A 23,547-nucleotide genomic window follows, 5' to 3' on the forward strand; every position below is an offset into this window, starting at 1 on the left:
GTGGCGCTATGGCTTGGCGTCAGTCACGGACATTCAGCCTACCCCCACCCGATTAAGGCAACACAACCTCCATGAGACCTTGCTCACCCATTTGGAGGAACACCATGACGTCTAATTTTGCCGCTGCCATTGCCCAGCGCCCCTCGGATACCGAACTCCCGTTCGCCTTGGGGCGCTTTTCATACCGTGACAACCCCGAGCAGCGCGGAGCCGTGATTCCCGATCCCGCCTGGGCTGCTACCCACCTGGTCGAGGTCGACTTGACACAGTTTGCTGGGTTGCCATCGCCCGGGGGCAAGCCCGCCAAACGCCTGTGGATGCACGTTCAGGTCGCGCCGGTCTTCATCGCCACCATGCAGGAAGCCGTGCGGAGCGGCCTGCTGAGTAAGCTGCAGGAATACAACGGCTGCTACGTGCCGCGCCACATGGTCTGGACACCGGGCCGCCCGCTCTCGATGCATTCGTGGGGCGCGGCGATTGATTTCGACGCCAGCACCAACGGCTATGGGCTGCCCTTCGCCCGGATGCAGATTGACCGCGACTTCGTGCGCTGCGTGGAGGAGTGCGGCTGGACGTGGGGTGGGCCATACGCCGACGGGATGCACTTCCAGTGGAGCGACCCGCTGCCCGGTACCGCCGTTCAGCCCTGGCAGGATGCGATGGCCCGCACCGCCGTGCAGGCCGACGGCAGTATCTGGATGCGTCCGGCCAACCTGGCCGAGCAGCAAGGCACCATTGCACCAGGTGAGCCCGTGACCGGCAACAGTGGGTGGGTCACCCTGCAAGACCAGGCTGGGGAATGGACGCCCTTCTCAGGCCACGCTGTCTACCGGGGGCTGCTGCTGAATCTCGATCCGAGCACCTTCGATCTGAGCGTTACCCCGACCTAAGCTCGCCGCACTTCGGTGCTGAAAATCCACCCTCTTCCGGCCCTGCCTTCACCAGCGAGGCCGTGTCCGTTCATGGAGCCAAGATGCGCCAATTCTTTCGTTTGATTGACATTCATCTCAGATTCTTCGTGGCCGTGGTGCTGCTGGCCTGCGGTTCTGCCTTCGCCCAAGACGTACAGCTCGGCAGCGGCCTTGATTTCCGAGCCTGGGGCTCAAGTGCTGCCGTCTTTGCTGCGCTCGGCGTTGCGCCGGCCGTAACGCTGATCAAGGCCCGCTTCCCGGCGCTCAGTGGCTGGTGGGTGCTGGCGGTCTCGCTGGCACTCTCTGAGGTGGGTTCTTATGTTCTCTACGCCGCCAATTTGCTGACTGACCAGACCTACGCCGCCTATCAGCCACCGTTCATCTGGATTCTGTTCGGGTTCTCTGCCTTCCTGATCGCGTCCGGTGGGTACGCGGTGCTGGCGCAGCTGCTCAGTAAAACCAACAGCCGCACTGTCACGGCCACCGCGACTGCCGCCCAGCCTGCCACCGACACCTCGCCCGCTCTGCCACCAACGGCAGAAGTCGTCATCAATCCAGCGCCAAAGGAGCAGCCATGAATCTTGCCGCCGCGTCCGGTTTTGCCAACGATGTGCTGAGCGCCTTCAGTCACGCCCAGCACGTGTTCACTGATCCTATCTTCCTGGCCCGCTTTGCCCTGAGTGCAATTGAGGTTGCAGCTGCCCCAGATGATGAGTCCAAGCGCGGCGCGGCACAAGGCGCGGTTCTCCGGCTCCAGAGGGAGTTCAAGTGAAACGCCTTCTGATTTTGCCTTTCCTCTTGCTGGCTTCCTGCGCCCCGATCATCAGCGCGGCTCAGGGTACGGCCTCGACCCTCACTGCCTCCGGTACCGCCCTGACCTTCAGCAATGGCGACTCGCAGACTGCCGGAAAAGTAGTCATCGCAGTGGACGGCGCGTCATTCAGTGACGCACGCTGCGCCCTTCCACGCGACGGGATTACGGTCTGCAAACTCGGCGATGTGCCGGCGAACAATGCCGCCTCATTGACGTACACCGGCAAGATCGTGGACGCCAATGCGACCTGGCGAACGCCGAAGGGCAAACTCCGGGCCACCTTGCTGAACCGCTGAATCTAATCCTTCAACTGTCGGCTCGCCCGTGACATTCGGCGGGTCGATGTCGTTTCAAAGGAGCACCATGAAAAAGAACCTTGGCCTGCTGGCCTTGACCGGAGTGATCGCTCTCGCCGCCTGCTCTGCTCCGCTGCCCGTCCCCACCCGCACCGACCCGCCGACGAAAGCCGAGCCGGTGGTCGTGACTTACCCGGCGGCCACTCCTGCACCAGCACCGCTGAGCGTGACGGTGATCGGTAACCCAACCAGCACCTCAGCGCCTTACCTCTACGTCACGGCGCTCGAAGCGGGCCGCTCACCCGGCAATGGCGCAGGCTGCACAGCAATGGCGAGTGAGGGCGAAGACAAGAGCATGACGATCCGCGCGGCCAACTGCGGCGAAACCAGCACCGCGACGGTCTACGTGGCACTGGCTGGGCAGACCACACCGCAAAAAGTCGGCGAGCAGGATTTGATCCTCGTGCAGAAGCGGGCCGGAATTGTCGAGCCGGTGAGTGCGGTCATCACCGTGCGGGGGGAAGTGGTCTGGCCGAAGTGAATCACCAAAAGCGCCCCCGCACCAGCCTGAGCCGAGCGGGGGCTTTTCTTGTCGCCTTCAGTTTCTGACGTCGATCATGAATCCCAGCCTTGCCTCTTCCTCACTGCTCAGGCTCAGGGCGAGCGCGTCCAGCCGCCCGAAGTCGTGCGTCTGCCACTGCCGCCGGGCCTGCAGATCTTCATCGGTCGGCACCAGCATGATGGGGCCGGAAAGAGGGCGGCACAACTGGAGGTTCATGCCAATCAGCGAATCTGCTTTACACAAATCATCTGGGTGAATCCAATCAGCCCAGCGGTGCGTATCCTTACCTAAGCAAAACTGAGAGTGGCCCAGTTTTGCGTAGATGGAGATAAGCCTCGACAATAGGAGGCCCATCATGACAAACCGCAGAATCCATACCGCTGACTTCAAACGAGACGCCGTGCAGCTTGCCCGAACGAACGGCAACGTCTCCAGTACCGCCCGCGACCTGAGCGTCAGTGTTTCGCTCATCCGTAAATGGATGAGCGCTGAGCAAGAGGTTGGCCATGCCGCATTCCCCGGTCATGGTCAGCAACTACTGACCGCCGACCAACAAGAGATTCGCAGGCTCCGCAAGGAAGTTAAAGTCCTGCGCCAAGAACGTGAAATCCTGAAAAAAGCGACGGCCTTCTTTGCCAAAGAAACTACGTACTGAGATTCCGCTTCATTCATGACTACCGATCCCAGTACCGCTTGGACATCATGTGTCGGGTGCTGGAGGTTTCAGTGAGCGGCTACCACAGTTGGCGAAGAAGGCCCATCTCCAATCAGCAGCAACAGGACGCGCTGCTGAAGCAGCGCATCCACGATGTCTACCACCACCGCAAGGCACGCTACGGTGCCCCACGGATTCATGCGGAGCTGAAAGCCGAAGGATTGTCGGTCTCCAAGAAGAGGATTGCCCGTTTGATGCGTATTGGTGGGCTGCGAGCTAAAGGAAAGCACCGCTCAGTACGCACGACCAACCGTAATCACAGCGATCCAGTCTGCCCAAACCTGCTTGATCGCCAGTTCAACGTCCAGCAGCCCAACCAGATCTGGGCCGCCGATTTGACCTACATTCCCACGAAAGAAGGCTGGCTCTACTTGGCTGTCACCCTCGATCTGTTTTCCCGAACGGTAGTGGGGTATGCAATGGATGCGTACATGCCTGCAACGCTGCCACTGGCAGCGTTGCACATGGCTGTCCAGCGCCGAAATCCACCACCAGGTTTGCTGCATCACAGCGACCAAGGAAGTCAGTATACGAGCCATCTGTTTCAATCTGCACTCGCACAGATTCAGGCGAAGTGCAGTATGAGCCGCAAAGGGGAATGCTGGGATAACGCCGTTGTGGAGAGCTTTTTCAGCTCCCTGAAACGGGAGCTGTTCGAGGAGACGATCTTCGAGACCCGAGCAGTTGCCAGACAAGCCATTTTCGAGTTCATTGAGGTCTTTTATAACCGTCAGCGCCGCCACTCGTCTCTAGGCTACTTGACACCCGCTGACTTCGAACGCCAAGCTACAGCCGCTTAACCTCAACTACGCAAAATCGGGGCAAGCCCAGGTCGTATCTCAGAAACCAGGGCATCAGGTCACCCATGTAGATGAAATGCAGGTCGTTCGTAGACTGACTGCCAGCGGCAAGTTTGATCCAGCTGCCTGGGCCTCGACTATCCTTAAACGCACCGTAGACCATGCGGGTGCACGACCCCTTGCTGCACACTGGCTGAGAACTATCTTCTGCGTGCCAGACCATCCAACCCGCTCGACTGGAATGAACCCCCTAGAGAGGACCAACGGCCAAGCCACTTTGCCCCGACCAGCCGTTAGGCTGATCACAGCGCGAAGGAGCATTCATGCCAGGACGCAATCACAGCCGTGAATTCAAGCTTCAGGTCGTCAACCAAATCAATTCAAGCCAGCGAACGACCGCTCAACTCAGCCGGGAACATGGTTTAGTGCCCAGCCTGATCCACCGTTGGCGCAAAGAGGTCGAGGCGCGCGGAGAAGCCGCCTTCACCGACGGCGTGGCCACAGATCGCAGCGCCGAGCTGCGGATTGCTGAGCTGGAGCGGTATTGCGGCCAACTTGCCTTAGAAAACACCATCTTGAAAAAATCGCTGGCGACGTACCGCTTGAACAAAGGCACCAAATGATCTCGGATGCGCGACACGCGCATCCCACGGTGTCGGTGCGTCGCCTGTGTGAGCTGCATGCGGTCAGTCGGTCGTGGTACCTCCGTCAACGAAACCGCGCAGTCATCGACCAAGATCAACGACTCGCTACTGACATTGAAGCAGTGGTGCTGAAGTGGAACGGCTATGGGTATCGGCGGGTCACTCGCGAACTGGCACGCAGCGGGCAGTCCATCAATCACAAACGCGTTCTGCGGGTCATGCGGGAACATCGCTTATTGTGTCGACCCAAGCGGCGTTACCAGCGCACCACCGATTCCACTCACAGCGAGAAACGCTTCCCCAATCTGCTCCCACAAGTGATTCCAACCCAACCAGATCAGGTCTGGCAAGCTGATCTGACGTATGTGAGGGTGAAGCAGGGTTTCGTCTACTTGGCATGCGTGCTGGACAGTTTCACGCGTGAGATCGTGGGCTGGTCAATGTCAAAGTTTATCGACGCCGACCTATCACTGGCCGCGCTGAATAACGCGCTTGCTGCTCGCAATCCAGCACCTGGACTCCTTCATCACTCTGATCAAGGTGTCCAATATGCCAGCCGGCTCTATATCGCCCGCCTGCGGGCGATGGGTATCACGCCAAGTATGTCCAGAAGAGGCAATCCCTACGACAACGCTCGCATGGAAAGTTTCTACAAAACTCTCAAAACAGAGGAGGTTGATCTTCAAGATTATGCTGATCTGGACGATGCACAGCGCCATGTGAACCACTTCATCGGTAAGCTTTACAACCAAGAACGCCTGCATTCCAGTCTCGGCTACGTCCCACCTGCCGAGTTCGCCGCCCGCTATCATCCAGCCTAGAAGTGACTTGCCTGCTGGTCCTGCGCTTTGGGTTCACTCCAGACCATCGATGTTGCACTTCCAGTCACCGACATACCAGGGTTGGGCGGCCTGCGAAAAACCGCAGAGCGCAAGCAGACTGAGCATGATCATTTTGCGTTGCATCATCAACCTCCAAAAAGTCTTGAACTCGAATGGACGAATAGTTTCACATCTGAGAGGCAAGAATAAGAGGAGGAGCGTCAAACGGTCGTCAAAAGCTTAGATAGACCGCAGGCGTTAGAACATAGGGTCGATCGAGACAGGTAGGTGACCTTCCTCTCACTCGCTCAGGTAATCTTCCGGTTCGATCCCTTCCATCACCAAGCCGATCTGCTCTCCGATCTCAGCACGCAGCTCCTCGGCGTCTTTCTTCTCTGGCTTCCAGTTCTCAAAGCGGATTTCGGCTTGGCGTGATGTAGCCACTCGCATCTCGAATTCTGGATACTTGTCGGCTGCCCAGATCTCTAGGCCCTCTTGCAGGAACGCGGCCATCTTCTCGCCGTCCCACTGGCGAGTCCGGGTGACGGCTTTGCTCACAGAGATTTTGACGGGTGGTGGCCGAACAAAACGGATAAGGACATTTCTGGACATGACGTAATGGTAGCAAGGGTTACTCCGGCGCGTCCGCTTCGACGTGGTACGCCTCTTCCTCACCCTCGGCAATCCACACGTCATCCGGGCTGCGTTCCCAGATCAGCATCTGTCTGGCATGCATGGCGCAGGCAATGCGGGCTTGGCTAGCCATATCGAACCAGCCGATCTCGCCGGTAATGGTGTCGATGAGCTGAGTGCGGGGCATGAATCAAAGATAGAAGTTGCGCGTGGTAAATTTCAGGTCATGACCACCCATGAAGTCCCCGCCGCCTGGGCTGTCCAGCCGCCGCCCCGCGAGACGTTGAGCGTCCGCGTGCAGCCTGTGTTCCGCTCGGAGTTGGAAGCGTTCGTTGCTGAGTTGCAGAGCTAAGGCTGGCGCGGGCTGCAAAAGCACCACGTGCTCGAGCACCTGCTACGGGGACTAATGACTGAAGAGGGGAAGGCGCAGGCGTGGAAACCACGGAAAGACCGTCCAGTGAACGTACCCGGTTGAGAGAATCGGTCCATTCACTGTGCGGCCTGCGCAGATGGGCACAGGCATTTTGGTTGTGGACCAAGCGGCGCAAACAGCGTTCGGCATGCTCGGTGCGGGTGGTTGTCGGCGCACAACGGGCGATCTGCGAGATACGAAGTCCCAGAGCCGAGAATGCCGTGCAGGGTACTCGAGAAACCCTTGAACAAACGGCGGTCACCGAAGAGCGGCTGGAACGGTTAGAGGTGGCGTGAGAACGCGCCAAACGGCACGTAGGTCTTCATGGATTAAGGATGCACCGAACCCGGAGCATTTTAAAGTTGCGGACTTTCATCTGCATTTCAGACCATAACCATTGCACCCAGCAGATAAAGCTATGACTTGGCTAGGGGGTTTCAGCGTCCGCCGAATCCCCCAGCGGTGATGCCCTGGATAAAGGACTTGTTGCCGACGGCGAACACCACGAAGATGGGCAAAATTGCCAGCACGCTGCCCGTCATCAGCAGCGCCCAGTCGGTGTTGTACTGCCCACGCAGACCCGCCAAGCCCACCGTCAGTGTCTGCATCTCCGGTCTGGTGGTGGTGATCAACGGCCACAGAAAATTGTTCCACTGCGCGATGAAGGTAAAAATCCCCAATGCACCCAGCGCGGGCCGCGCCAGCGGCAGCATGATGCGCCAGAACACCTGCGCGTAACTCGCGCCGTCGATGCGGGCGGCCTCCTCCAGCTCTCTGGGGATGGTCAGAAACGCCTGACGCAGTAGAAATGTGCCGAAGCTGCTGAAAGCAAATGGCAAGATCAGCGCAGCGTACGTGTCAATCCAACCGAGTTGCCTTACCAGGATGAAATTGGGAATCAGCGTGACCTGCGAGGGAATCATCAGGGCACTGAGGTACAGCAAGAACAGCAGTTCACGCCCCCGGAAGTGCAGGCGGGCAAAAGCGTAGGCGGCCATACTGCACACCAGCAGTTGCAAAGCCGTGACGGCCAGCGACACAAACAAGCTGTTGAGCATCAACCGCCCGAATGGAATCAGGCTGAAGATGCGGGTGTAGTTTTGCCACTGCGCCTCGGCAGGCAGCAGCGCGGGCGGGTACTTGAAGATTTCGGTGGGGGCTTTAAGACTGCTGGAGATCATCCAGATAAACGGTGCGGACATGCTGAGTGCTCCCAGCAGCAGGACGCCGAAAATGACCCAGTTGAGCGTAGGGTTCCGGCTGCGCCGTCCGCTCACTTGAAGCTGAGTCTGAGGTGGTTGCGTGGTCTCTACCGTCACCAGACGCCCCCTTCTCCCCAAATAAAACGGGTCTGCTTCTCTATCCAAGCCTTAATCATAATGAACCCACCGATGTTGCAAGCGGTACTGCACCAGCGTAAAGGCCAAGATAATAGCGAACAAGATCATGGCAGCGGCGCTGGCGTAGCCCATGCGGTAAAACTGGAAGGCGTTCTGGTAGACGTAGTACACGATGGTGTTGGTGGCGTTCGCGGGGCCGCCCTGGGTCATCACGAACGCCAAATCGAACACCTGAAACGAGCCGATCAAACTGACGATGGCGACGAAAAAAGTGGTGGGTGACAAGAGCGGCAGGGTGATGAAGCGGTGCTTTTTCCAGCCCACCGCGCCGTCGATCTCGCCCGCTTCGTAAGCCTCGCGGGGGATGCCCTGCAAACCCGCCAAGAACAGTACCATCGAGTAGCCCAGCCCCTGCCAGATGGCAACGATAATCAAAGCAGGCAGTGCATACTTCGACGAATTCAGCCAGCCCGGCAAGTCCTGTACGCCCACGGCACTGAGCAGAGCATTAAGGACGCCGAAGTTGCTGTTAAAGATCCACGACCAGATCAGCGCGACTGCTACCGTGGACGACACCACCGGCAGAAAATAGATGACGCGCAGGGCGTTCTGGCCCCAGACGCCCCGGTTGAGCAGCAGCGCCACGAAAAACGCCAAGATCATCTGTACCGGTACCGTCCAGATCACGTAGAAGAAGGTGTTGCGCATAACCTTGTGAAACAGCTTGTCCTCAAACAGCAACTGGCGGTAATTGTCCAACCCGGCCCAGTGCGGCGCGGTAAACAGATCCCAGCTGGAAAACGAAATGCCGAAGGCCGCCAGTACCGGCAGCAGTACGAACACCATGAACAGCAGCAGGCTGGGGGCCAAGAAGAGCCACGCGCTGCGGGTCTCCTCACGGGCCATCCTGCCGCTCATGCGCCGCCGATACCAAAGATATGGGCAGCGTTACGGTAAAAGATCTGCTCTTGATCGTCGGCGCTCAACCCCATGGCGTCAAAAGCGTCTCTCCAGCGCTTGACGTCTCCGGCGATGCGGTTGAGATCACTGTCGCTGCCGTAGACCAGTTTGCGCGGCGAGATCTCGCGGCCAATGTAGCCTCCCTCGACGATGTGGTGGTGCACCACGTCCCCGCCGCTGACATCGAAGTACAGCCGGGGCCGCCAGCGGGCGATCGCGCAGGCGGTGCGGTAATCCGGCCATCCCAGATGTGCGCCGATCATGAACAGCTCAGGAAAGTAAAAGGCGATGGTGTCCAGGTAGATCGGCTGCATCCGGGCACTGGAAAAGCCGTAGGGCCGGGTGCGAATCTGCCGACCAAGCTCCTGAACCAACTTCTCCTCTGCCTCACCTTCGGGCGGCGCTTTCCAGGCGTCTTCCTTCGCCCCCATCAGGTAGTCCACCGGGCCGCCCAGAATCCCGGTGTGAAACAGAATCCGTAGTCCCCGCGCCTGGGCCTGCTCATAGAAGGGGTAGTAGGCTTCATCGTCGTAGTTTTTGGACACGCCGATCACCTTGATGCCGTGAAAGCCGCGTTGATAAAAGTCCTCGACGGTGCTGACCGGGTCGCGGTCTAAGTCGAGTCGGCCCATGGCGATCACCAGATCGGGCCGCTGCTCGAGCGCCCGCGCCAGTGCGTCGTTGCCCCGTCCCGGATTGGCCAGCAGCCCGATTTTGACGATGCCCACCTGCTCGCAGACCTCAGCCATCTCTTCTAAAAAGCCGTCCTCCGCGCCGCGCGTCGTCAGGCGATCCCAGTGGCCGTAGTGAACGTGTGCGTCGATAATCTTCAAGGGCAAAACCTCCTGTGGATTAAAGGAATCGGGGCGGTGGCCGGAGAGCGTTCCCCAGTCCACCGCCCCGCTCAGGTTTACTTGAGCATCTTGTTGACGTCGGGCGCGATCTTATCAAGCGCAGCTTTAGCGGTGCTTTCACCGTTCCAGACCGTGTCGAGCGCTGGGTTGAGCATGGTGTTGGTGATCTGGACATAAGCGGCGAAGTTGGGATAGACGCCCTTACGGTCACTCTCGGCCAGAAAAACAGATTTGAATGGCACATCGAAAGCGGCGGCGACGGCTTTGTCGCGGTTCATGGCGGGCACGGCCCCGCCCGCTTTGGCGAAGATGATTTGCCCTTGCTGACCGGCCAAATACTGAAGGAATGTCCAAGCTTCGGCTTTGTGCTGGCTGTTGGCATTCATCGCGAAGCCCGCGCCGCCCACCGTGTTGGCCCGCAGGCCGCTGGGACCGGTGGGCAGCGGAGCCACCGCCCACTTGAACGGCGCAGTCTTGAAAGTGGTCAGGCGGGCGGCGTTGGTCATCACCATCGCCGCCTGACCACTGCTGAACAGTTGGGTGCTGTCGCCAATCTGCGCCATCTCTTGGAACGCTGGAGCCACTTTGTCTTTGTTGATGAGGTCGCCCAGGAACTGAATGGCCTGCACGCCTTTGGGGTCATTGAGCATGAATTTGGTCGGGTTGAAGGGATCGTCGAAGACCTTGCCGCCGTTCTGATACACAAACGTCGGCCACTTGTTGTTCTCCAGGATCACGCCGTAGCGGCTGACCCGGCTGCCACTGCGCTGCGTGAGTTTCAGGGCGGCGGTCCGCAGATCAGCCCACTTCCATTTGTCGGTGGGATAGGCAAGCTTGGCGGCGTCGAAGGCGTCTTTGTTGTAATACAACACCATGGTGTCGTTGTCACGCGGAATGGAAAAGAGGCCGCCTTTATACTTGTGAATCGCCAGAAATTCGGGGTTGTAGTCCGCGATAGGGAATTTGTCCTTAGCGATGTATGAATCCAGGCGCTCCAACTGAGCGCGGCTGGCATAAGTGGGAACGTTGGTGATGAACATCACGTCCGGCCCAGCCTTGGCGGCCAGTTGAGCGTCCAGTTTCGTCCAGTATCCACTCCAAGGGGTCTGCTGGTAGTCCACCTGAATATCGGGATGGGTGGCGTTGAAATTCTTGACGATCTCCAAAAAGGGCGGCGCTTCAGCGGGATCGCCCCAGAACGAGAACACCAGCTTGGTGGCCGCTGAGGCCGATGAGGTCAGCATCAAGCTGGCGAGGAGCGTCAAGGTGGCTTTTTTCATTTGGAACCTCCGGCCCGCAACGGGCGTGAGAGCATGAGCGGGCGGCTAAACGCGGTCGGGAGTGCGGTACGCTTTTCAGGCGTGGGCGGACTGGTGTGGTCTTGCACGGTCACTCAACTCCTCGAGCAGATCAGCGCTGGCCCTCGCGGCAGCCATCTGTGCGGCTCCCTGCACCACCGCGCTGTCTGGAAACTGCGAAATGCACAACTGCGGCGCGAACGGCAAGCTCTCCTGCAACTGACGCTGAAGACTGGGAAGCTGCGCCAGCAACTTGCTGCCGATCCTGCCGCCGATCACGATCCGGGCAGGATCGAGCGTGAGGGTCAGCACCTGCAGAGCGCTCAGAAGGGCGCTCAGGAAGGGGCGCATGGCCGCGCGCTCCAGGATGGCCGGGGAGCGCCCCGCCAGCAGCGGGAGCAGCTGCGTGGCCTGCAAACCCAGCAGACGGGCCAAACCGGTTTCAGACAGCAACTGTTCTAGATTCTCGCCGCCCGCGCCGGGCAGGTAGCCGAGCTCTCCCGCTCTGCCTTGATGGCCGTCCAGCAGCTCCCGGCCCTGGGTGATGCCCACACCGAAGCCGCTGCCGATTGAGACGAAGGCCAGCAACTCACCGGGGCGCGCTTCACTGACGGCGGCCAGATTGACGTCGTTGTAAAGCAAGACGGGGAAGCTCAGTTCACTGCGCAGCCGCGTGAGCGTGGCGGGGTCTTCGAGTTCAGGCAAATTGGGAGCGTGACTCACCACGCCGTCCCGGACCACACCCGGCAGACCCAGGGCCAGCGCACGCGGGACTTGGCCCTGTGGCCCGCAGAGAGCGTCGATTGCGCGTTTCAAGGCTGGCCCCAGTTCACCGCTGGCTTCCCCGCCACGCCAGGGAACTGAACGCTGTTCCAACAAGTCGCCGCGCAAATCGCCCAGACCTAACCGCAGTTCATGCACGTCCACTTCCGCGCCCACCACCAGCCGGGAGCGGTGGTTGAGGTTCACCAGCTTGGGCGGCCTGCCGAGTGTGCTGCGTCCCTGACCCAGTTCCAGCAGCAGATCTTGCTGCAGCAGCGTGTCGATGGCCGCTGAAGTTGCAGGCTTGGAGCGCCGCAGATGCCGCGCCAAATCTGCGCGCGAACCTGGGCCGTACTGCTGAATGTGAAGCCAGACCTGCTGAGCGATATTCACAGTCCTCCAGTGGAGTCCAAACGAACCAACAATCTGCAGAGAGGAGCGTGACAACGTTGCCTTTAGTTAGGTGAGATACCTGAAAGCGTAGCCCTGAAGTGCGGGCAAGTCAAGCAAGAGTGGCCTGTTTGTTCGTTGTACCGAGTGCATCCTCAGCATGTCTCCTGATTGGCCCTTTGCGGATAACCGTCTATAGTTAGGCCACTTCAAATCAGCGTCAGGGCGGGGCACACTTCAGGGATTTTTGTGGGAGCGTCAGAGGAGCAAAGCAGAGCACGATGACTGGGTGTATTTGCCTTTTTTCCTGTCTGGCGGCCTGCTCCGAAGCAGATTTGCGCCCAGCGCGATCAGAGGATGGAGGATCACATGGACAAAGTTGAGCAGGCATACCAAGAAGCTCTTCAAGTGCTGCGCGGCTGCGCCTCTCCGCTAGGCCTCAAAGCCAGTTCGCTGGGCAGCGGCTATCCACAGGTGTGGGCCAGAGACGCGCCGATCACGGCTCTGGGCGCGCTGATGACCGGGGACGAGGAGCTGATTCAGGCGGTACGGGTCAGCTTAGAGACGCTGGGCGCACATCAGAGCGCACTAGGCATGATTCCACTGAATGTAGACACGCGCACCGGGGAAGTGACCACCGAAAATGCCGGGGCCATCGACGCCAACATGTGGTTTGTGCTGGGCCACTTCGCTTATCACCAGACCACCGGCGATGCGGCTTTTTTGCGGGCAGCCTGGCCGCGCCTTCAAGCGGCGCTGACCTGGCTGGCGTACCAGGACATGAACGGCTGCGGCCTGCTCGAAGCGCCGGAGGCCGCCGACTGGGCCGACTTATACTCGACCCGTTACAACACGCTGTATGCCAATGCGCTCTATGTCGGCACCTTGGAAGCCGCCGCGCAGCTCAGCGCTGCATTGGACAGCGCATCAGGCGAGGGTCAGCAGCTCCGGGAACAGGCCGCCGACGTGCGGCGCAAGATCAACTTGCTGCTGTGGCTGGACCGGCCCTGGAATGGTCACGAGTTCGGGCAGCAACTCGAGGAACTCAGGGCCATGCGGCTGGAATGGTTTTTCCTCTATCAGAATACCGCCACCCTGACCGAGAAGCCGTTTTACCTGTCCTGGGCAGGCTTCCGCGAATTTGGCAACACTTTCGACGGGTTTGGCAACATGCTGGCCATCTTGTTCGGCGTGGCTGATTCTGAGCAGACGAGCAGCATTCTGGATTACGCCCACGCGGCGGGCACCGACGATCCTGCTCCACTGAAGGCCTTTTTTCCGCCGATCTATCCCGGTGAGCGCGACTGGCGAGAGCACTTCCGCAGCCGCAACCTGAACCTGCCCGATCAGTACCACAACGGCGGCATCTGGCCATTTCTGGGCGGATTCTACGTGCTGACCCTGCAACAAGTCGGCATGCGTGGCCGTGCAGAGGAAGCGCTGCATAGTCTGGCGCTGGCCAACGAAAAAGGCCGCACCCGCCCCTGGGAATTCAACGAATGGCTGCACGGACGCTCCGGCAGGCCGATGGGGCATCCCCTGCAGGCTTGGTCGGCAGGGATGTACGTCTGCGCCTACCAAGCGGTCAGACTCGGGAAAATTCCAGCACTTCCCCTCAATCTCCATTCAACGCAACTGGGCGGGCAGATTCCCAGTTTCGAGCCTTAAAAATCCCGGCCTAAGCCGTGCGGAGATCAGGAGCAGGTCACAGTGGGCCTAACCCGTTTTTATGGTTCTCCGCGCAGTGGGTTAGAAATGACATTCGGGGATATGGCGACGCTGGGCGGTGTCCTCCAGCGGTTATGTTGCTCGTCTTGAATTCCAGATCACGCCGCTTTCAGCAGGCAGGTGAGTGCTAGACCGCAACCAGCCTCGCTGACGGGCTGAGCTGCTCATCCGATGAGGGCAGTGTGCGCCGCAGGGTTCATACCGACGAGGCGGCCGAGTGAGGCGGCTGCGCCGATGATGGTGTGGGAGAGCTAAAACTCCTGGCAAGCCTTCAGGACGACGGTTGAGTAGTCAAGTTGATCTCAACGCGTAGCAGCCCCGTGTAAGCCCTTCCTGGCCAGCCTTGAATGAAGAGCGGACACTCCAGCGTTTTCACTCGCTGAAGCCTGAGTTGTCGTTTCTGCGCTTTCCTGACGGTGAGCACGCTACTCTGATCCCCATGTCTCGCCACAAACGCAAGTCAGCGCCTCACCCTGACCCCTTGCCCCTCGGGCTGCTGATCATCGACGGCCTCGAAGGAGACCTCGCCCGAGTCGAGTTACCCAACGGCGGTACCCAAGATATTGTGCTGAGTCAATTGCCCGCTGGCCTCAAGGAAGGTGACGTGCTGCTCGTCACCGAGGCGGGCGCAGTGATCGACCATACCGAAACCCAGCGCCGCCGCGAGGGTGCCCAGACCCAGCTTGACGCCCTGAATGCCCAAGCGCCGAGTGGGGAGATTGACCTGTGACGCGCTGGCTGACAACGGGGTTGTTGTTGCTGGCCTCCACTGCTGCTGCCCAAGGCAATCTGATCATCCGCTTCCTTGACGTCGGTCAGGGTGACGCGGTGCTCATCACCTCCCCGGAAGGCAAGAGCCTGATCTATGACGGGGGCCGCAGCGAAACCCGCATGCGCGAGTTGATCCAGCAGTACCAGATCAAAAACGTCTCGCTGGTCGCGGCCAGCCACGCCGACGCTGATCACATCACCGGTTTGGTGCCGGTGGTCGAGCAGTTCAGGCCCCAGCTCTTCTTGAATAATGGCCTGGCTGGAACGACCCGGATCTGGAGCAAGCTCACCAGTGCAGCGCAGCAAGCAGGAACCAAGGGGCTGGTGGCACAGGATCAGGTCATCAACCTGGGCAGCGTCAAGGTGACGGTCATTCCCCCGCCACCCGGCATGAAAGCCGGAGAGCAGAACACCCATTCGGTCGGGCTGCTCATCCAGTACGGCACTTTCAAAGCGCTGATGACGGGCGACTCCGAGACGGCGGAAACCGAAGGCTGGCTCAAAACGTATCCGGCTAGTGCCCTCGGTCCCATCGACGTGTACAAATCCATTCACCACGGCGCGAAGAACGGTGACCACCCGGCCTGGCTCTCGGCAGTGCGCCCCAGCAATGTGGTGATCAGCGTCGGCCCGAACAACTACGGCCATCCGACGACGCAAGCCCTCGCTCTCTACGCCAAAGCAGGCGCAGCGGTCTACCGCACCGACCTAAACGGCACCGTGACCGTGACGGTGCAGCCGGGCGGCCAGTACACCATCAAGACCGAGCGCGGGAAGAGTACGCCGACGCCCACTACCCAGCCACGATCTCAATCCACTCCACTGGTCATCCCCGCCACGCCACCGGCAGGTGTCAATGTCAGTTATGCAAACTGTACGGCAGTCCGGGCGGCGGGCAAAGCGCCGATCCGGGTGGGCGAGCCGGGCTACAGCCGCAAGCTTGACCGTGACGGAGACGGGATCGGGTGCGAGTGACCGACCTGCTGACGAGAATGACTGTTACTCCAGTTCGCTTCCTCTAGCATGCGCCCGTGACTGTGAAACTCAAATATGACCGGGGAACGCTGATCACCTGGGAAACCCCCCAGGTGATCGCCCCGCTGTTCACCTGGGACGACCGCTCACAGCTCTACCGGGCACCGGGGCAGTGCTACCGGCAAGTCGTCGAGACGCTGCGGGCGCACGGCGTCAAGCACCAGGACGAGGCGACTGAGTTCAAAACTCTGGAGCTGCGCGTCAGCCGGGAAGTCGAGCCCTACCTCCATCAGACCGAAGCGCTGGCCGCTTGGAAGCAGGCCGGGCGGCAAGGGGTGGTGGTGTTGCCCACCGGGTCGGGGAAAACCTTTGTCGCTCAGCTGGCGATGCGCGACACGCCCCGCAGCACGCTCATCTGCGTTCCCACCAAAGTGTTGATGCACCAGTGGTATTCGGGGCTGCTGGCCGCCTTTCCCGACGCCAACATCGGCCTGCTGGGTGACGGCAATAAAGACCAGACGCCCATTCTGATCGCCATCTATGAATCCGCAACTATCTACGCCGAGGAGCTGGCCACCCGGTACGCGCTGATCATCTTTGACGAGGTTCACCATTTACCCTCTGATTACTACCGCACCATCGCCACCATGAGCCTGGCTCCCTACCGCTTGGGCCTGACCGCGACGCCCAAGCGCGGCGACGGACGCGAGGCAGATCTGGACGCCCTGGTTGGCCCAGTCGTTTACCACAAGACCCCCGCCGAGCTGGGTGGCGGCACGTTGGCCGACTATCAGGAAGTGCAGATTCGGATTCGCCTGAGCGCCACTGAGCAGGCCCGTTACGACGAGCTGATTGCCCAGCGCAACGCGTTCCTGTGGCGGATGCATATCAAACTCGGCTCGCCTGAAGGCTGGCAGAAGTTCATCAACGCCAGCGGTACCTTGGAAGGGCGCAAAGCCATGCTGGCCCACCGGGAAGCGCGGTCTATCGCCTTCGGCACCGACGGCAAATTACGGGTACTGGAGGAAGTGCTGGCCAACCACCCGACCGAGCGCACGTTGATCTTTGCAGACGACAACGCGATGGTCTACCGGATCAGCCGCGAGTTCTTCATCCCAGTGATTACGCACCATACGCCCGTCAAGGAGCGCCACGACCTGTTGCAGCAGTTCAAGGCAGGCACCTACCGCATTTTGGCGGCCAGCCGGGTTCTAAACGAGGGCGTCGACGTTCCGGAAGCGAGCATCGCTGTCGTCCTCTCCGGCACAGCCACGGAGCGCGAGTACATTCAGCGGCTGGGGCGCATCCTGCGGAAATCGGAAGGAAAGAAAGCGGTGCTGTACGAAGTCGTCACCGAGGGCACCAGCGAAGAGCGGGTCAGCCAGCAGCGCCGGGGCGAGTGGAACAGCCAACGCGGGCCGTCTGTCCCCACCGCCACCTGGGAGGATGTGAATGCTCCCCACTGAGCTGCTGATGTTCAAGGTCAAGGCCGGGATCGTCGAGCCGAGATTACTCAAGCCTAACCCGACCCACACCGCACTGATCGCCCGCTTGATCGAGTTGTTTGAAACCAGCGTGGGCAAGCGGCGTTTTGAACTGAGCGAGGAACTCAAGACTTTGGAGGAAGGTCGCCGGGACTACCGGGTGGTGCGTGGGTTGGCGCACATCCTCGCTGGGGATCACAGCACCTTTGCCACCGGGGGGGTTCTCTCCCCGCCACTGGTGCGGGCCCGACTCTTCGAACTCAGCCAGGCGCACCCACCGGCACGGTTTCGCCGTCAAGACCTCCTCGAACAGGTGGGACGCAGTCTGGGAGCTGACCCGCAGGAGGTGGCCGACGCGCTGTACGCCGACCTGCCGGATCAGCAGACGCTGGTAAGCTTTGAAGCCCCTGACCCTCAGATACTGCTCGACCGCTACAACCTGGCACAGGCACAGGGGCTGCTCTACCGCGCTTACAGCCTGATCATCACCGCCCGCCGCAACGAACCAGCCCGGTACCGGCAGTTGATCTCCTACGTCAAGTTCTTCGGATTGATGGTCACGGTGGAAGGGGATTCGGATTACGGCTTCACCCTGACCCTCGACGGCCCGACGTCTTTGTTTGGCGGCACGACCCGCTACGGATTGAGCTTGGCTAAGTTTCTACCGGCGCTGCTTCACGTGACCGAGTGGGATTTATCTGCCGCTCTCAAACCCCGCAAAGACCTGGCGTGGATCGATCCCACCGATACCGAGTGGTCGTTTCAACTCACCAGCGAGGACGGTTACGTCAGCCACTACCCGCCGCCTAAAGAGTTCGATTCAGCTCTGGAGTCGGGCTTTGCTGACCGCTTTGCCAAACTCAAGTCACCTTGGACACTGGAACGCGAGGTGGACTTGGTGCCCATCCCCGGCGGCGTGATCATTCCCGATTTCCGCTTGCTGCACGAAGACGGGCGCAGCGTGCTGCTGGAGATCGTGGGCTACTGGCGGCCTGATTACCTGACCAAGAAGTTTGACCGGCTCAAGAAGTCGGGCCGGATGGACATCATCGTGGCAATCAGCGAGCGGCTGAATCTGGAGAAAGCCGGGATCAAGTTGGACGCTTTCAGTGAGCAGGTCATTTCATTTAAGGGCGTCCTAGATCCAAAGCGGGTGCTGGAATTGGCTGAGGTATTGGCGGTGCAGCCAACCGAACGGGCAAAGAAGAAACGGATCAAAGGGAAGCTCCAATGAATCCGTTCTCCATCTTCTGAGGACTGTTCTTCAGATGGCCGCAACCATGCCCACTGGCGGATGCGCAAGCTGTCCTCGCGAGCAGGCGTGCAGTTGGCGAGCTTCTCAGCCTGCTTGGTCTCCCCTGCCCCTCTGCGCCGGGCGTTCAGTTCGCTGATCCGCAGGGCCGTCACAATATCGAAGTGAAGGTGACCCAGTTTGGCTCTTCCGCTGATTCCGTGCATTAAGGCCATTCCAGAGGTAAGTTCGCTGAACTTCGGTGGCGCAACGCCGTCTTCGACGTCATGTCTTCGGGTTTTGAAACTGCGATAGAGCCTCAGACCTCACCATTGCACGGAAATGCCGGAAGAGCCGCAAAATCGGGGCAAGCCCACCAGTCGCATTACCGGGCAAGTGGAGATACGGGCTGACGTCGGCAGGAGGCCAAAGCGACTATTCGAGGCCATAGTGACTACTGAGAGTGGCCCAGTTTTGCGTAGATGGAGATAAGCCTCGACAATAGGAGGCCCATCATGACAAACCGCAGAATCCATACCGCTGACTTCAAACGAGACGCCGTGCAGCTTGCCCGAACGAACGGCAACGTCTCCAGTACCGCCCGCGACCTGAGCGTCAGTGTTTCGCTCATCCGTAAATGGATGAGCGCTGAGCAAGAGGTTGGCCATGCCGCATTCCCCGGTCATGGTCAGCAACTACTGACCGCCGACCAACAAGAGATTCGCAGGCTCCGCAAGGAAGTTAAAGTCCTGCGCCAAGAACGTGAAATCCTGAAAAAAGCGACGGCCTTCTTTGCCAAAGAAACTACGTACTGAGATTCCGCTTCATTCATGACTACCGATCCCAGTACCGCTTGGACATCATGTGTCGGGTGCTGGAGGTTTCAGTGAGCGGCTACCACAGTTGGCGAAGAAGGCCCATCTCCAATCAGCAGCAACAGGACGCGCTGCTGAAGCAGCGCATCCACGATGTCTACCACCACCGCAAGGCACGCTACGGTGCCCCACGGATTCATGCGGAGCTGAAAGCCGAAGGATTGTCGGTCTCCAAGAAGAGGATTGCCCGTTTGATGCGTATTGGTGGGCTGCGAGCTAAAGGAAAGCACCGCTCAGTACGCACGACCAACCGTAATCACAGCGATCCAGTCTGCCCAAACCTGCTTGATCGCCAGTTCAACGTCCAGCAGCCCAACCAGATCTGGGCCGCCGATTTGACCTACATTCCCACGAAAGAAGGCTGGCTCTACTTGGCTGTTACCCTCGATCTGTTTTCCCGAACGGTAGTGGGGTATGCAATGGATGCGTACATGCCTGCAACGCTGCCACTGGCAGCGTTGCACATGGCTGTCCAGCGCCGAAATCCACCACCAGGTTTGCTGCATCACAGCGACCAAGGAAGTCAGTATACGAGCCATCTGTTTCAATCTGCACTCGCACAGATTCAGGCGAAGTGCAGTATGAGCCGCAAAGGGGAATGCTGGGATAACGCCGTTGTGGAGAGCTTTTTCAGCTCCCTGAAACGGGAGCTGTTCGAGGAGACGATCTTCGAGACCCGAGCAGTTGCCAGACAAGCCATTTTCGAGTTCATTGAGGTCTTTTATAACCGTCAGCGCCGCCACTCGTCTCTAGGCTACTTGACACCCGCTGACTTCGAACGCCAAGCTACAGCCGCTTAACCTCAACTACGCAAAATCGGGGCAAGCCCACTACTGAACTACGAGGTACGCGAGTATCTGCTGGAGAAATGGGGTCGCAAGTGTGCTTACTGCGGCGCTGAACAGACCCCCTTAGAGATTGAGCACATCATCCCCAGAAGCAAAGGCGGCTCCAACCGAGTCAACAATCTGACACTGGCTTGCGTTCCCTGCAACCAAAAGAAAAGCAGTCGGGACGTCAACGAATTCTTAGCAAAGAAACCGGAAATCCTCAAGAAGATTCTGGGTCAAGCCAAAGCCTCTCTGCGGGACGCGGCAGCGGTCAATTCAACACGCTGGAAGCTGTATGAGACGCTGAAATCTTACGGATTTCCGGTTGAGATTGGCACAGGTGGACGCACCAAGTTCAACCGCCGAACTCAGGGCTTTAAGAAGGCCCACTGGATTGACGCGGCCTGCGTTGGCGAGTCGGGCGAACACGTCGCCATCCCTCACCTCAAACCGCTGCTGATCAAGTGCATGGAACGTGGAAATCGCAAGGCGTGTAAGACAGACAAATACGGGTTTCCGAACAAATGGCGGACCCGGCAGAAAGTCTTTTTCGGCTTCCAGACGGGCGACATGGTGATCGCACATGTTCTGACGGGAAAACATACAGGCGTGTATGTAGGGCGGGTTTCTATGCGGAAGAGCGGGCAATTTTGCCTGAGCATTGGGCGAGACACGGAAGGAAAAAAGGAGAAAAAAGATGGACTGCATCGCCGCTTCTTCAGAACACTCCAAAGACAAGACGGCTATAGCTATGGTTTTTAGCCTTGGCATGGCTCCTTTCCTCCCCAGAATAAATTCTGGGGTATCTCGGAGGTTTGTATGATTTTTAACTGCTGCGCGGTGTCGGCTCTCAGCTCTTACCACTGGCCACCATCCTCTGCCTCGGCACGTCACCCCGGCAGGCAATGGATCGTGCGGCGCTCGGACTGAACATCAGCCCCACCCTCGCGCCGGATCTCTTGTTGTTTCACGCGCAACCGAATGCCGACAGACTCCGCATCCTGCCCGGCGACATCCTCATCGGCGGCGGCGTCACCTGCCGCGTCCTCGACCACGCCGAAACGACCCGCGCCACCCACCAGGGCCAGGCCGTCAACCTCACCTAAACGACCGTGGCCCTCCCCGGCCAACAACGCCGGGGCACAGCAGAACAGAACCCTTTGCTCAACATCGGGTCCACCCCCTTAAGCGACGCCCTCCCCTACCGCCCAACACAGCGGACCATCAAGGAGAACCACCATGAATCAAGGCATGATCAGCGGCAGCATCGTCCGTGTGGAAGATAAGAGCCAAGCCGCAGGCTTCCCCGCCTGCATCGTCACCATCGCGGGCGAAACGCACCGGGAGAACAAGCCGCTGGTGTACTTCGAGCAGATCCGCGTCTCCGGCCACACCGCCACCGCTGCCCTGGCCCTCCAGTCGGGTGACGCCGTGCTCTTCGACCAGGCGGTGATTGAACAGCAGACCTGGGTGGAACGCGCCAGCAATGAACCACGCGCACAGCTGGTCGTCCGGGGCTTGAGCATGACCCGTCTGCGCGGCACGACCAGCAAAATGATGGGTGAGCACCGCGTGCTCCTGCAAGCGGTGAACAGTTTCACCATCCGGGGCCGCCTCGCTGACGCACCCAAGATGAAAACGGTAGGCGCAACGACTGTGACCGAAGGGGCCATCGTTGTCAACCTTCCCGAAGGGCGCAGCAGCGCGACCCGTCCGCACTATCTGAAGGTCGAGAGCTGGGGACACACCCCAATGAGTGGTCAGGCCAAAGGCGTCGTGACCGTCGCGGAAGTGCTCGTCAAGACCGACAGCGCCATGATCGACGGGAAGAAGCGTTACTTCACGGTTCTCGAAGCTCGCAGCAGCGCGGTTCTGGCCTGAATTGATGTTCAACCATCACCCCTCCCAGGATGAAGTCATGAATGAGACGACCCAGATTGGTTTAACATTGCTCTCCCGCGAAGAAGCGCGAGTACTGCTCGCCGACCTCCCGCTCTGCCCGAATGCAGCGGCCAGGATGACCTGGCGCAGCTGGGTACAGAACGCGTCCGGCATTGGCCACTTCCAGTCGACGCCCTGCCGGGAAGAGGTCGAGGCTTACCTGAAGGCTGGGTACCAGGTCATCTTCGCCGAGCAGTCGCAGGATGACGTGCTGCATGTGTGGATTATCTTCCCCAGCCAGCAGGCGAAGCGGGTGGCGGAACTTGCACCGCACGCCTGCCGCGCGGCGGCGTTAAGTTGGCTCAAGCCCAGCCAGTCGGTCTCTGCCCCCTTGCCCCTGACCCTGCCGGTCACCCTCACCATGAATGCAGCGGCGCAACTCACGCTCGAACTCGGGTTCGCCACCGCAACCCTGAGCGTCACCGAAGCCTTGCTCCTCGCCGATCACCTCCACCGCGCCGCCGCCGGGCACAATCTCGACGAAACGACCCCCATCCCGATCTTCAGCAGCGGCGCGACCATCATTCTGGAAGGCCAGAATCAGAGAGCGGTGTGGCTCTGCCCTCAACTGGCGATTCGTGTCGCGCAGCACATTGAACGCCTGGCAAACCTGCGTCTGCCCACAGGCGCGTCACCCCCAAGCACGTCTACGTGGCCCTGACCGCCCAACCAGCCAAAACCATCCGGCTCGGCTGGCTGGGCCGCTTCTTCAAGGCCAGCTAAGCCGCCCCGGCGGGCGGCGAACGCGGCCTTCAGGATCCGCGTTCCTCATTCGGTCCCCCGCCCTGCGCGGGGCACGGAACCAGGAACGCGCCAGTGCGTTCTTCTGCTTGACCAAGATCTGGAGTGATTGCTCAGCAAGGAGCTGGTTGTGCTGAGCAGTCACCTTCACCCTCACACCTGTCGTGCCGAAGCCATGAGAAACTGATGGTATGAACCCGCAGTTCCCTGAACCAGAGAACGACTTCGATGTGGATGTCCTTCGTGGCATTCAAGAGTACGGATGGTTCGTACTCAAAGTGCCTGAAGATGCCGAAGATCCAGGTTTCGCCTTCACCGTCGGCCTTTGGGCGAACTACCTGCATCCTGAACTGATCATGTTTGGCCTCAGTCTTAAGGTCATGCACGAGATTCTCAATCTCGCTGGGAACGAAGTCAGCCGTAAAATGCGCCGGTTTGAGTCCGGTCAGCAGGCAGAGGGTCTCATAGAGGATCACTCCTGCACCTTCATGGATGTCGGTTCCGAGGCATACGATGAGTACCTTGGGTACGCCCAGTGGCTGTACCGCAAGCAGATGTTTCCAGTGCTGCAATGCGTGTGGCCGGACCGTCAGGGCTTCTTTCCCTGGCACGCTGGCTTCCTTGAAGAGCTGCGTAGTCACCAGCCTATTCTCGGGAGAAACTGACTCCTACTTTTCAATGAGGGTGACTACGCAGCACAGGGTAAGATCGTGCTACGTAGTCACCTTCTATTAATGATCAGGTGTTGCTGCCGTCCGT

General features: G+C 59.7%; 28 protein-coding genes. 20 read left to right on the forward strand and 8 right to left on the reverse strand.

Annotation, left to right across the window (positions count from 1 at the left end):
- Positions 1-104: 104 nt before the first annotated feature.
- The 5 genes from EHF33_RS15870 to EHF33_RS15890 all read left to right on the forward strand — a co-directional run bounded on the left by EHF33_RS15870 (position 105) and on the right by EHF33_RS15890 (position 2,562).
- Positions 105-890 carry a M15 family metallopeptidase gene (locus EHF33_RS15870; protein WP_164473568.1) on the forward strand — a complete coding sequence of 262 codons (786 nt, stop codon included), beginning with the start codon at positions 105-107 and terminating at the stop codon, positions 888-890.
- An 83-nt stretch (positions 891-973) separates the two neighbouring features.
- Positions 974-1,489 (forward strand): hypothetical protein, encoded by a 516-nt coding sequence (locus EHF33_RS15875; protein WP_124873922.1) that lies wholly within the window; start codon positions 974-976, stop codon positions 1,487-1,489.
- Positions 1,486-1,683: a hypothetical protein gene (locus tag EHF33_RS15880; protein WP_124873924.1), complete on the forward strand. Its 198-nt coding sequence runs from the start codon at positions 1,486-1,488 to the stop codon at positions 1,681-1,683. Before EHF33_RS15875 ends, EHF33_RS15880 begins: the two co-directional genes overlap by 4 nt.
- Complete coding sequence (locus EHF33_RS15885) at positions 1,680-2,021, forward strand: hypothetical protein (RefSeq protein WP_124873926.1); 342 nt, start codon at positions 1,680-1,682, stop codon at positions 2,019-2,021. Before EHF33_RS15880 ends, EHF33_RS15885 begins: the two co-directional genes overlap by 4 nt.
- A gap of 67 nt (positions 2,022-2,088) precedes the next feature.
- Complete coding sequence (locus EHF33_RS15890; protein WP_124873928.1) at positions 2,089-2,562, forward strand: hypothetical protein; 474 nt, start codon at positions 2,089-2,091, stop codon at positions 2,560-2,562.
- 57 nt (positions 2,563-2,619) lie between these two features.
- On the opposite strand, the gene EHF33_RS15895 is transcribed toward EHF33_RS15890, so the two are convergent.
- Positions 2,620-2,799 (reverse strand): hypothetical protein, encoded by a 180-nt coding sequence (locus tag EHF33_RS15895; protein ID WP_124873930.1) that lies wholly within the window; start codon positions 2,797-2,799, stop codon positions 2,620-2,622.
- A gap of 139 nt (positions 2,800-2,938) precedes the next feature.
- Here EHF33_RS15895 and EHF33_RS15900 point away from each other — a divergent pair.
- The 3 genes from EHF33_RS15900 to EHF33_RS15910 all read left to right on the forward strand — a co-directional run bounded on the left by EHF33_RS15900 (position 2,939) and on the right by EHF33_RS15910 (position 5,563).
- Positions 2,939-4,098 (forward strand): IS3 family transposase gene (locus EHF33_RS15900; protein ID WP_124873932.1). Its coding sequence is split into 2 segments (ribosomal slippage): positions 2,939-3,206 and positions 3,206-4,098, totalling 1,161 coding nucleotides; the frame shifts between segments, so codons are not numbered across the junction.
- Between the two features lie 323 nt (positions 4,099-4,421).
- On the forward strand, positions 4,422-4,721 hold the full coding sequence (locus EHF33_RS15905; RefSeq protein WP_124867807.1) for a transposase: 300 nt from the start codon (positions 4,422-4,424) through the stop codon (positions 4,719-4,721).
- Positions 4,718-5,563 (forward strand): IS3 family transposase, encoded by an 846-nt coding sequence (locus EHF33_RS15910; protein WP_124867809.1) that lies wholly within the window; start codon positions 4,718-4,720, stop codon positions 5,561-5,563. Before EHF33_RS15905 ends, EHF33_RS15910 begins: the two co-directional genes overlap by 4 nt.
- Before the next feature lie 300 nt (positions 5,564-5,863).
- Here the strand turns inward: EHF33_RS15910 and EHF33_RS15915 are convergent, their stop codons facing one another.
- The gene (locus tag EHF33_RS15915; protein ID WP_124873934.1) at positions 5,864-6,175 is read right to left on the reverse strand and encodes a hypothetical protein; all 312 of its coding nucleotides are present in this window, start codon (positions 6,173-6,175) and stop codon (positions 5,864-5,866) included.
- A 19-nt stretch (positions 6,176-6,194) separates the two neighbouring features.
- Complete coding sequence (locus EHF33_RS15920) at positions 6,195-6,383, reverse strand: hypothetical protein (protein WP_124873936.1); 189 nt, start codon at positions 6,381-6,383, stop codon at positions 6,195-6,197.
- Between the two features lie 39 nt (positions 6,384-6,422).
- Here EHF33_RS15920 and EHF33_RS21790 point away from each other — a divergent pair, with 39 nt between their 5' ends.
- Complete coding sequence (locus EHF33_RS21790; RefSeq protein WP_277425538.1) at positions 6,423-6,548, forward strand: hypothetical protein; 126 nt, start codon at positions 6,423-6,425, stop codon at positions 6,546-6,548.
- Between the two features lie 497 nt (positions 6,549-7,045).
- On the opposite strand, the gene EHF33_RS15925 is transcribed toward EHF33_RS21790, so the two are convergent.
- The 5 genes from EHF33_RS15925 to EHF33_RS15945 form a co-directional block, all read right to left on the reverse strand.
- Positions 7,046-7,885 (reverse strand): carbohydrate ABC transporter permease, encoded by an 840-nt coding sequence (locus EHF33_RS15925; RefSeq protein ID WP_206431638.1) that lies wholly within the window; start codon positions 7,883-7,885, stop codon positions 7,046-7,048.
- A 93-nt stretch (positions 7,886-7,978) separates the two neighbouring features.
- A complete protein-coding gene (locus tag EHF33_RS15930; protein ID WP_124873938.1) occupies positions 7,979-8,866 on the reverse strand; it encodes a carbohydrate ABC transporter permease in 888 nt (295 codons plus the stop codon).
- Positions 8,863-9,741, reverse strand: a complete 879-nt coding sequence (locus EHF33_RS15935) for an amidohydrolase family protein (protein ID WP_124873940.1) — start codon at positions 9,739-9,741, stop codon at positions 8,863-8,865. The genes EHF33_RS15930 and EHF33_RS15935 overlap by 4 nt, the downstream gene beginning before the upstream one ends.
- Before the next feature lie 77 nt (positions 9,742-9,818).
- The gene (locus EHF33_RS15940; RefSeq protein WP_124873942.1) at positions 9,819-11,042 is read right to left on the reverse strand and encodes an ABC transporter substrate-binding protein; all 1,224 of its coding nucleotides are present in this window, start codon (positions 11,040-11,042) and stop codon (positions 9,819-9,821) included.
- 75 nt (positions 11,043-11,117) lie between these two features.
- Complete coding sequence (locus tag EHF33_RS15945; RefSeq protein WP_164473569.1) at positions 11,118-12,215, reverse strand: ROK family protein; 1,098 nt, start codon at positions 12,213-12,215, stop codon at positions 11,118-11,120.
- A 366-nt stretch (positions 12,216-12,581) separates the two neighbouring features.
- Here EHF33_RS15945 and EHF33_RS15950 point away from each other — a divergent pair, with 366 nt between their 5' ends.
- The 11 genes from EHF33_RS15950 to EHF33_RS15995 all read left to right on the forward strand — a co-directional run bounded on the left by EHF33_RS15950 (position 12,582) and on the right by EHF33_RS15995 (position 23,453).
- Positions 12,582-13,880: an amylo-alpha-1,6-glucosidase gene (locus EHF33_RS15950; RefSeq protein WP_124873946.1), complete on the forward strand. Its 1,299-nt coding sequence runs from the start codon at positions 12,582-12,584 to the stop codon at positions 13,878-13,880.
- 499 nt (positions 13,881-14,379) lie between these two features.
- A complete protein-coding gene (locus tag EHF33_RS15955) occupies positions 14,380-14,670 on the forward strand; it encodes a DUF3006 domain-containing protein (RefSeq protein WP_124873948.1) in 291 nt (96 codons plus the stop codon).
- Positions 14,667-15,686, forward strand: a complete 1,020-nt coding sequence (locus EHF33_RS15960; RefSeq protein ID WP_124873950.1) for an excalibur calcium-binding domain-containing protein — start codon at positions 14,667-14,669, stop codon at positions 15,684-15,686. Before EHF33_RS15955 ends, EHF33_RS15960 begins: the two co-directional genes overlap by 4 nt.
- A 56-nt stretch (positions 15,687-15,742) precedes the next feature.
- Positions 15,743-17,152 carry a DEAD/DEAH box helicase family protein gene (locus tag EHF33_RS15965; RefSeq protein WP_124873952.1) on the forward strand — a complete coding sequence of 470 codons (1,410 nt, stop codon included), beginning with the start codon at positions 15,743-15,745 and terminating at the stop codon, positions 17,150-17,152.
- The gene (locus EHF33_RS15970) at positions 17,139-18,404 is read left to right on the forward strand and encodes a DUF790 family protein (protein WP_124873954.1); all 1,266 of its coding nucleotides are present in this window, start codon (positions 17,139-17,141) and stop codon (positions 18,402-18,404) included. The genes EHF33_RS15965 and EHF33_RS15970 overlap by 14 nt, the downstream gene beginning before the upstream one ends.
- Before the next feature lie 512 nt (positions 18,405-18,916).
- Positions 18,917-20,076 (forward strand): IS3 family transposase gene (locus tag EHF33_RS15975; protein WP_124873932.1). Its coding sequence is split into 2 segments (ribosomal slippage): positions 18,917-19,184 and positions 19,184-20,076, totalling 1,161 coding nucleotides; the frame shifts between segments, so codons are not numbered across the junction.
- 60 nt (positions 20,077-20,136) lie between these two features.
- Entirely contained in the window at positions 20,137-20,868 is a 732-nt protein-coding gene (locus tag EHF33_RS21975) for an HNH endonuclease (RefSeq protein ID WP_420889966.1), read from the forward strand.
- Between the two features lie 200 nt (positions 20,869-21,068).
- Positions 21,069-21,212: a hypothetical protein gene (locus tag EHF33_RS21205; RefSeq protein ID WP_164473570.1), complete on the forward strand. Its 144-nt coding sequence runs from the start codon at positions 21,069-21,071 to the stop codon at positions 21,210-21,212.
- 133 nt (positions 21,213-21,345) lie between these two features.
- Positions 21,346-21,987: a hypothetical protein gene (locus EHF33_RS15985; protein WP_124873956.1), complete on the forward strand. Its 642-nt coding sequence runs from the start codon at positions 21,346-21,348 to the stop codon at positions 21,985-21,987.
- 37 nt (positions 21,988-22,024) lie between these two features.
- Positions 22,025-22,708 carry a hypothetical protein gene (locus EHF33_RS15990; protein ID WP_124873958.1) on the forward strand — a complete coding sequence of 228 codons (684 nt, stop codon included), beginning with the start codon at positions 22,025-22,027 and terminating at the stop codon, positions 22,706-22,708.
- A 271-nt stretch (positions 22,709-22,979) separates the two neighbouring features.
- A complete protein-coding gene (locus tag EHF33_RS15995) occupies positions 22,980-23,453 on the forward strand; it encodes a DUF4262 domain-containing protein (protein WP_124873960.1) in 474 nt (157 codons plus the stop codon).
- The last annotated feature ends 94 nt before the right edge of the window (positions 23,454-23,547 follow it).

Origin of the sequence: Deinococcus psychrotolerans (assembly GCF_003860465.1) — a bacterium.
In the GTDB taxonomy this organism is placed as follows: Bacteria; Deinococcota; Deinococci; order Deinococcales; family Deinococcaceae; genus Deinococcus; species Deinococcus psychrotolerans.

What these genes read in the sequence shown, in the direction of transcription:
- EHF33_RS15870 (WP_164473568.1), top strand. Translation starts at nt 105, where the DNA reads ATGACGTCTAATTTTGCCGCTGCCATTGCCCAGCGCCCCTCGGATACC.
- EHF33_RS15875 (WP_124873922.1), top strand. Translation starts at nt 974, where the DNA reads ATGCGCCAATTCTTTCGTTTGATTGACATTCATCTCAGATTCTTCGTG.
- EHF33_RS15880 (WP_124873924.1), top strand. Translation starts at nt 1,486, where the DNA reads ATGAATCTTGCCGCCGCGTCCGGTTTTGCCAACGATGTGCTGAGCGCC.
- EHF33_RS15890 (WP_124873928.1), top strand. Translation starts at nt 2,089, where the DNA reads ATGAAAAAGAACCTTGGCCTGCTGGCCTTGACCGGAGTGATCGCTCTC.
- EHF33_RS15895 (WP_124873930.1), bottom strand. Translation starts at nt 2,799, where the DNA reads ATGAACCTCCAGTTGTGCCGCCCTCTTTCCGGCCCCATCATGCTGGTG.
- EHF33_RS15905 (WP_124867807.1), top strand. Translation starts at nt 4,422, where the DNA reads ATGCCAGGACGCAATCACAGCCGTGAATTCAAGCTTCAGGTCGTCAAC.
- EHF33_RS15910 (WP_124867809.1), top strand. Translation starts at nt 4,718, where the DNA reads ATGATCTCGGATGCGCGACACGCGCATCCCACGGTGTCGGTGCGTCGC.
- EHF33_RS15915 (WP_124873934.1), bottom strand. Translation starts at nt 6,175, where the DNA reads ATGTCCAGAAATGTCCTTATCCGTTTTGTTCGGCCACCACCCGTCAAA.
- EHF33_RS15920 (WP_124873936.1), bottom strand. Translation starts at nt 6,383, where the DNA reads ATGCCCCGCACTCAGCTCATCGACACCATTACCGGCGAGATCGGCTGG.
- EHF33_RS21790 (WP_277425538.1), top strand. Translation starts at nt 6,423, where the DNA reads ATGACCACCCATGAAGTCCCCGCCGCCTGGGCTGTCCAGCCGCCGCCC.
- EHF33_RS15930 (WP_124873938.1), bottom strand. Translation starts at nt 8,866, where the DNA reads ATGAGCGGCAGGATGGCCCGTGAGGAGACCCGCAGCGCGTGGCTCTTC.
- EHF33_RS15940 (WP_124873942.1), bottom strand. Translation starts at nt 11,042, where the DNA reads ATGAAAAAAGCCACCTTGACGCTCCTCGCCAGCTTGATGCTGACCTCA.
- EHF33_RS15950 (WP_124873946.1), top strand. Translation starts at nt 12,582, where the DNA reads ATGGACAAAGTTGAGCAGGCATACCAAGAAGCTCTTCAAGTGCTGCGC.
- EHF33_RS15955 (WP_124873948.1), top strand. Translation starts at nt 14,380, where the DNA reads ATGTCTCGCCACAAACGCAAGTCAGCGCCTCACCCTGACCCCTTGCCC.
- EHF33_RS15970 (WP_124873954.1), top strand. Translation starts at nt 17,139, where the DNA reads ATGCTCCCCACTGAGCTGCTGATGTTCAAGGTCAAGGCCGGGATCGTC.
- EHF33_RS15985 (WP_124873956.1), top strand. Translation starts at nt 21,346, where the DNA reads ATGAATCAAGGCATGATCAGCGGCAGCATCGTCCGTGTGGAAGATAAG.
- EHF33_RS15990 (WP_124873958.1), top strand. Translation starts at nt 22,025, where the DNA reads ATGAATGAGACGACCCAGATTGGTTTAACATTGCTCTCCCGCGAAGAA.
- EHF33_RS15995 (WP_124873960.1), top strand. Translation starts at nt 22,980, where the DNA reads ATGAACCCGCAGTTCCCTGAACCAGAGAACGACTTCGATGTGGATGTC.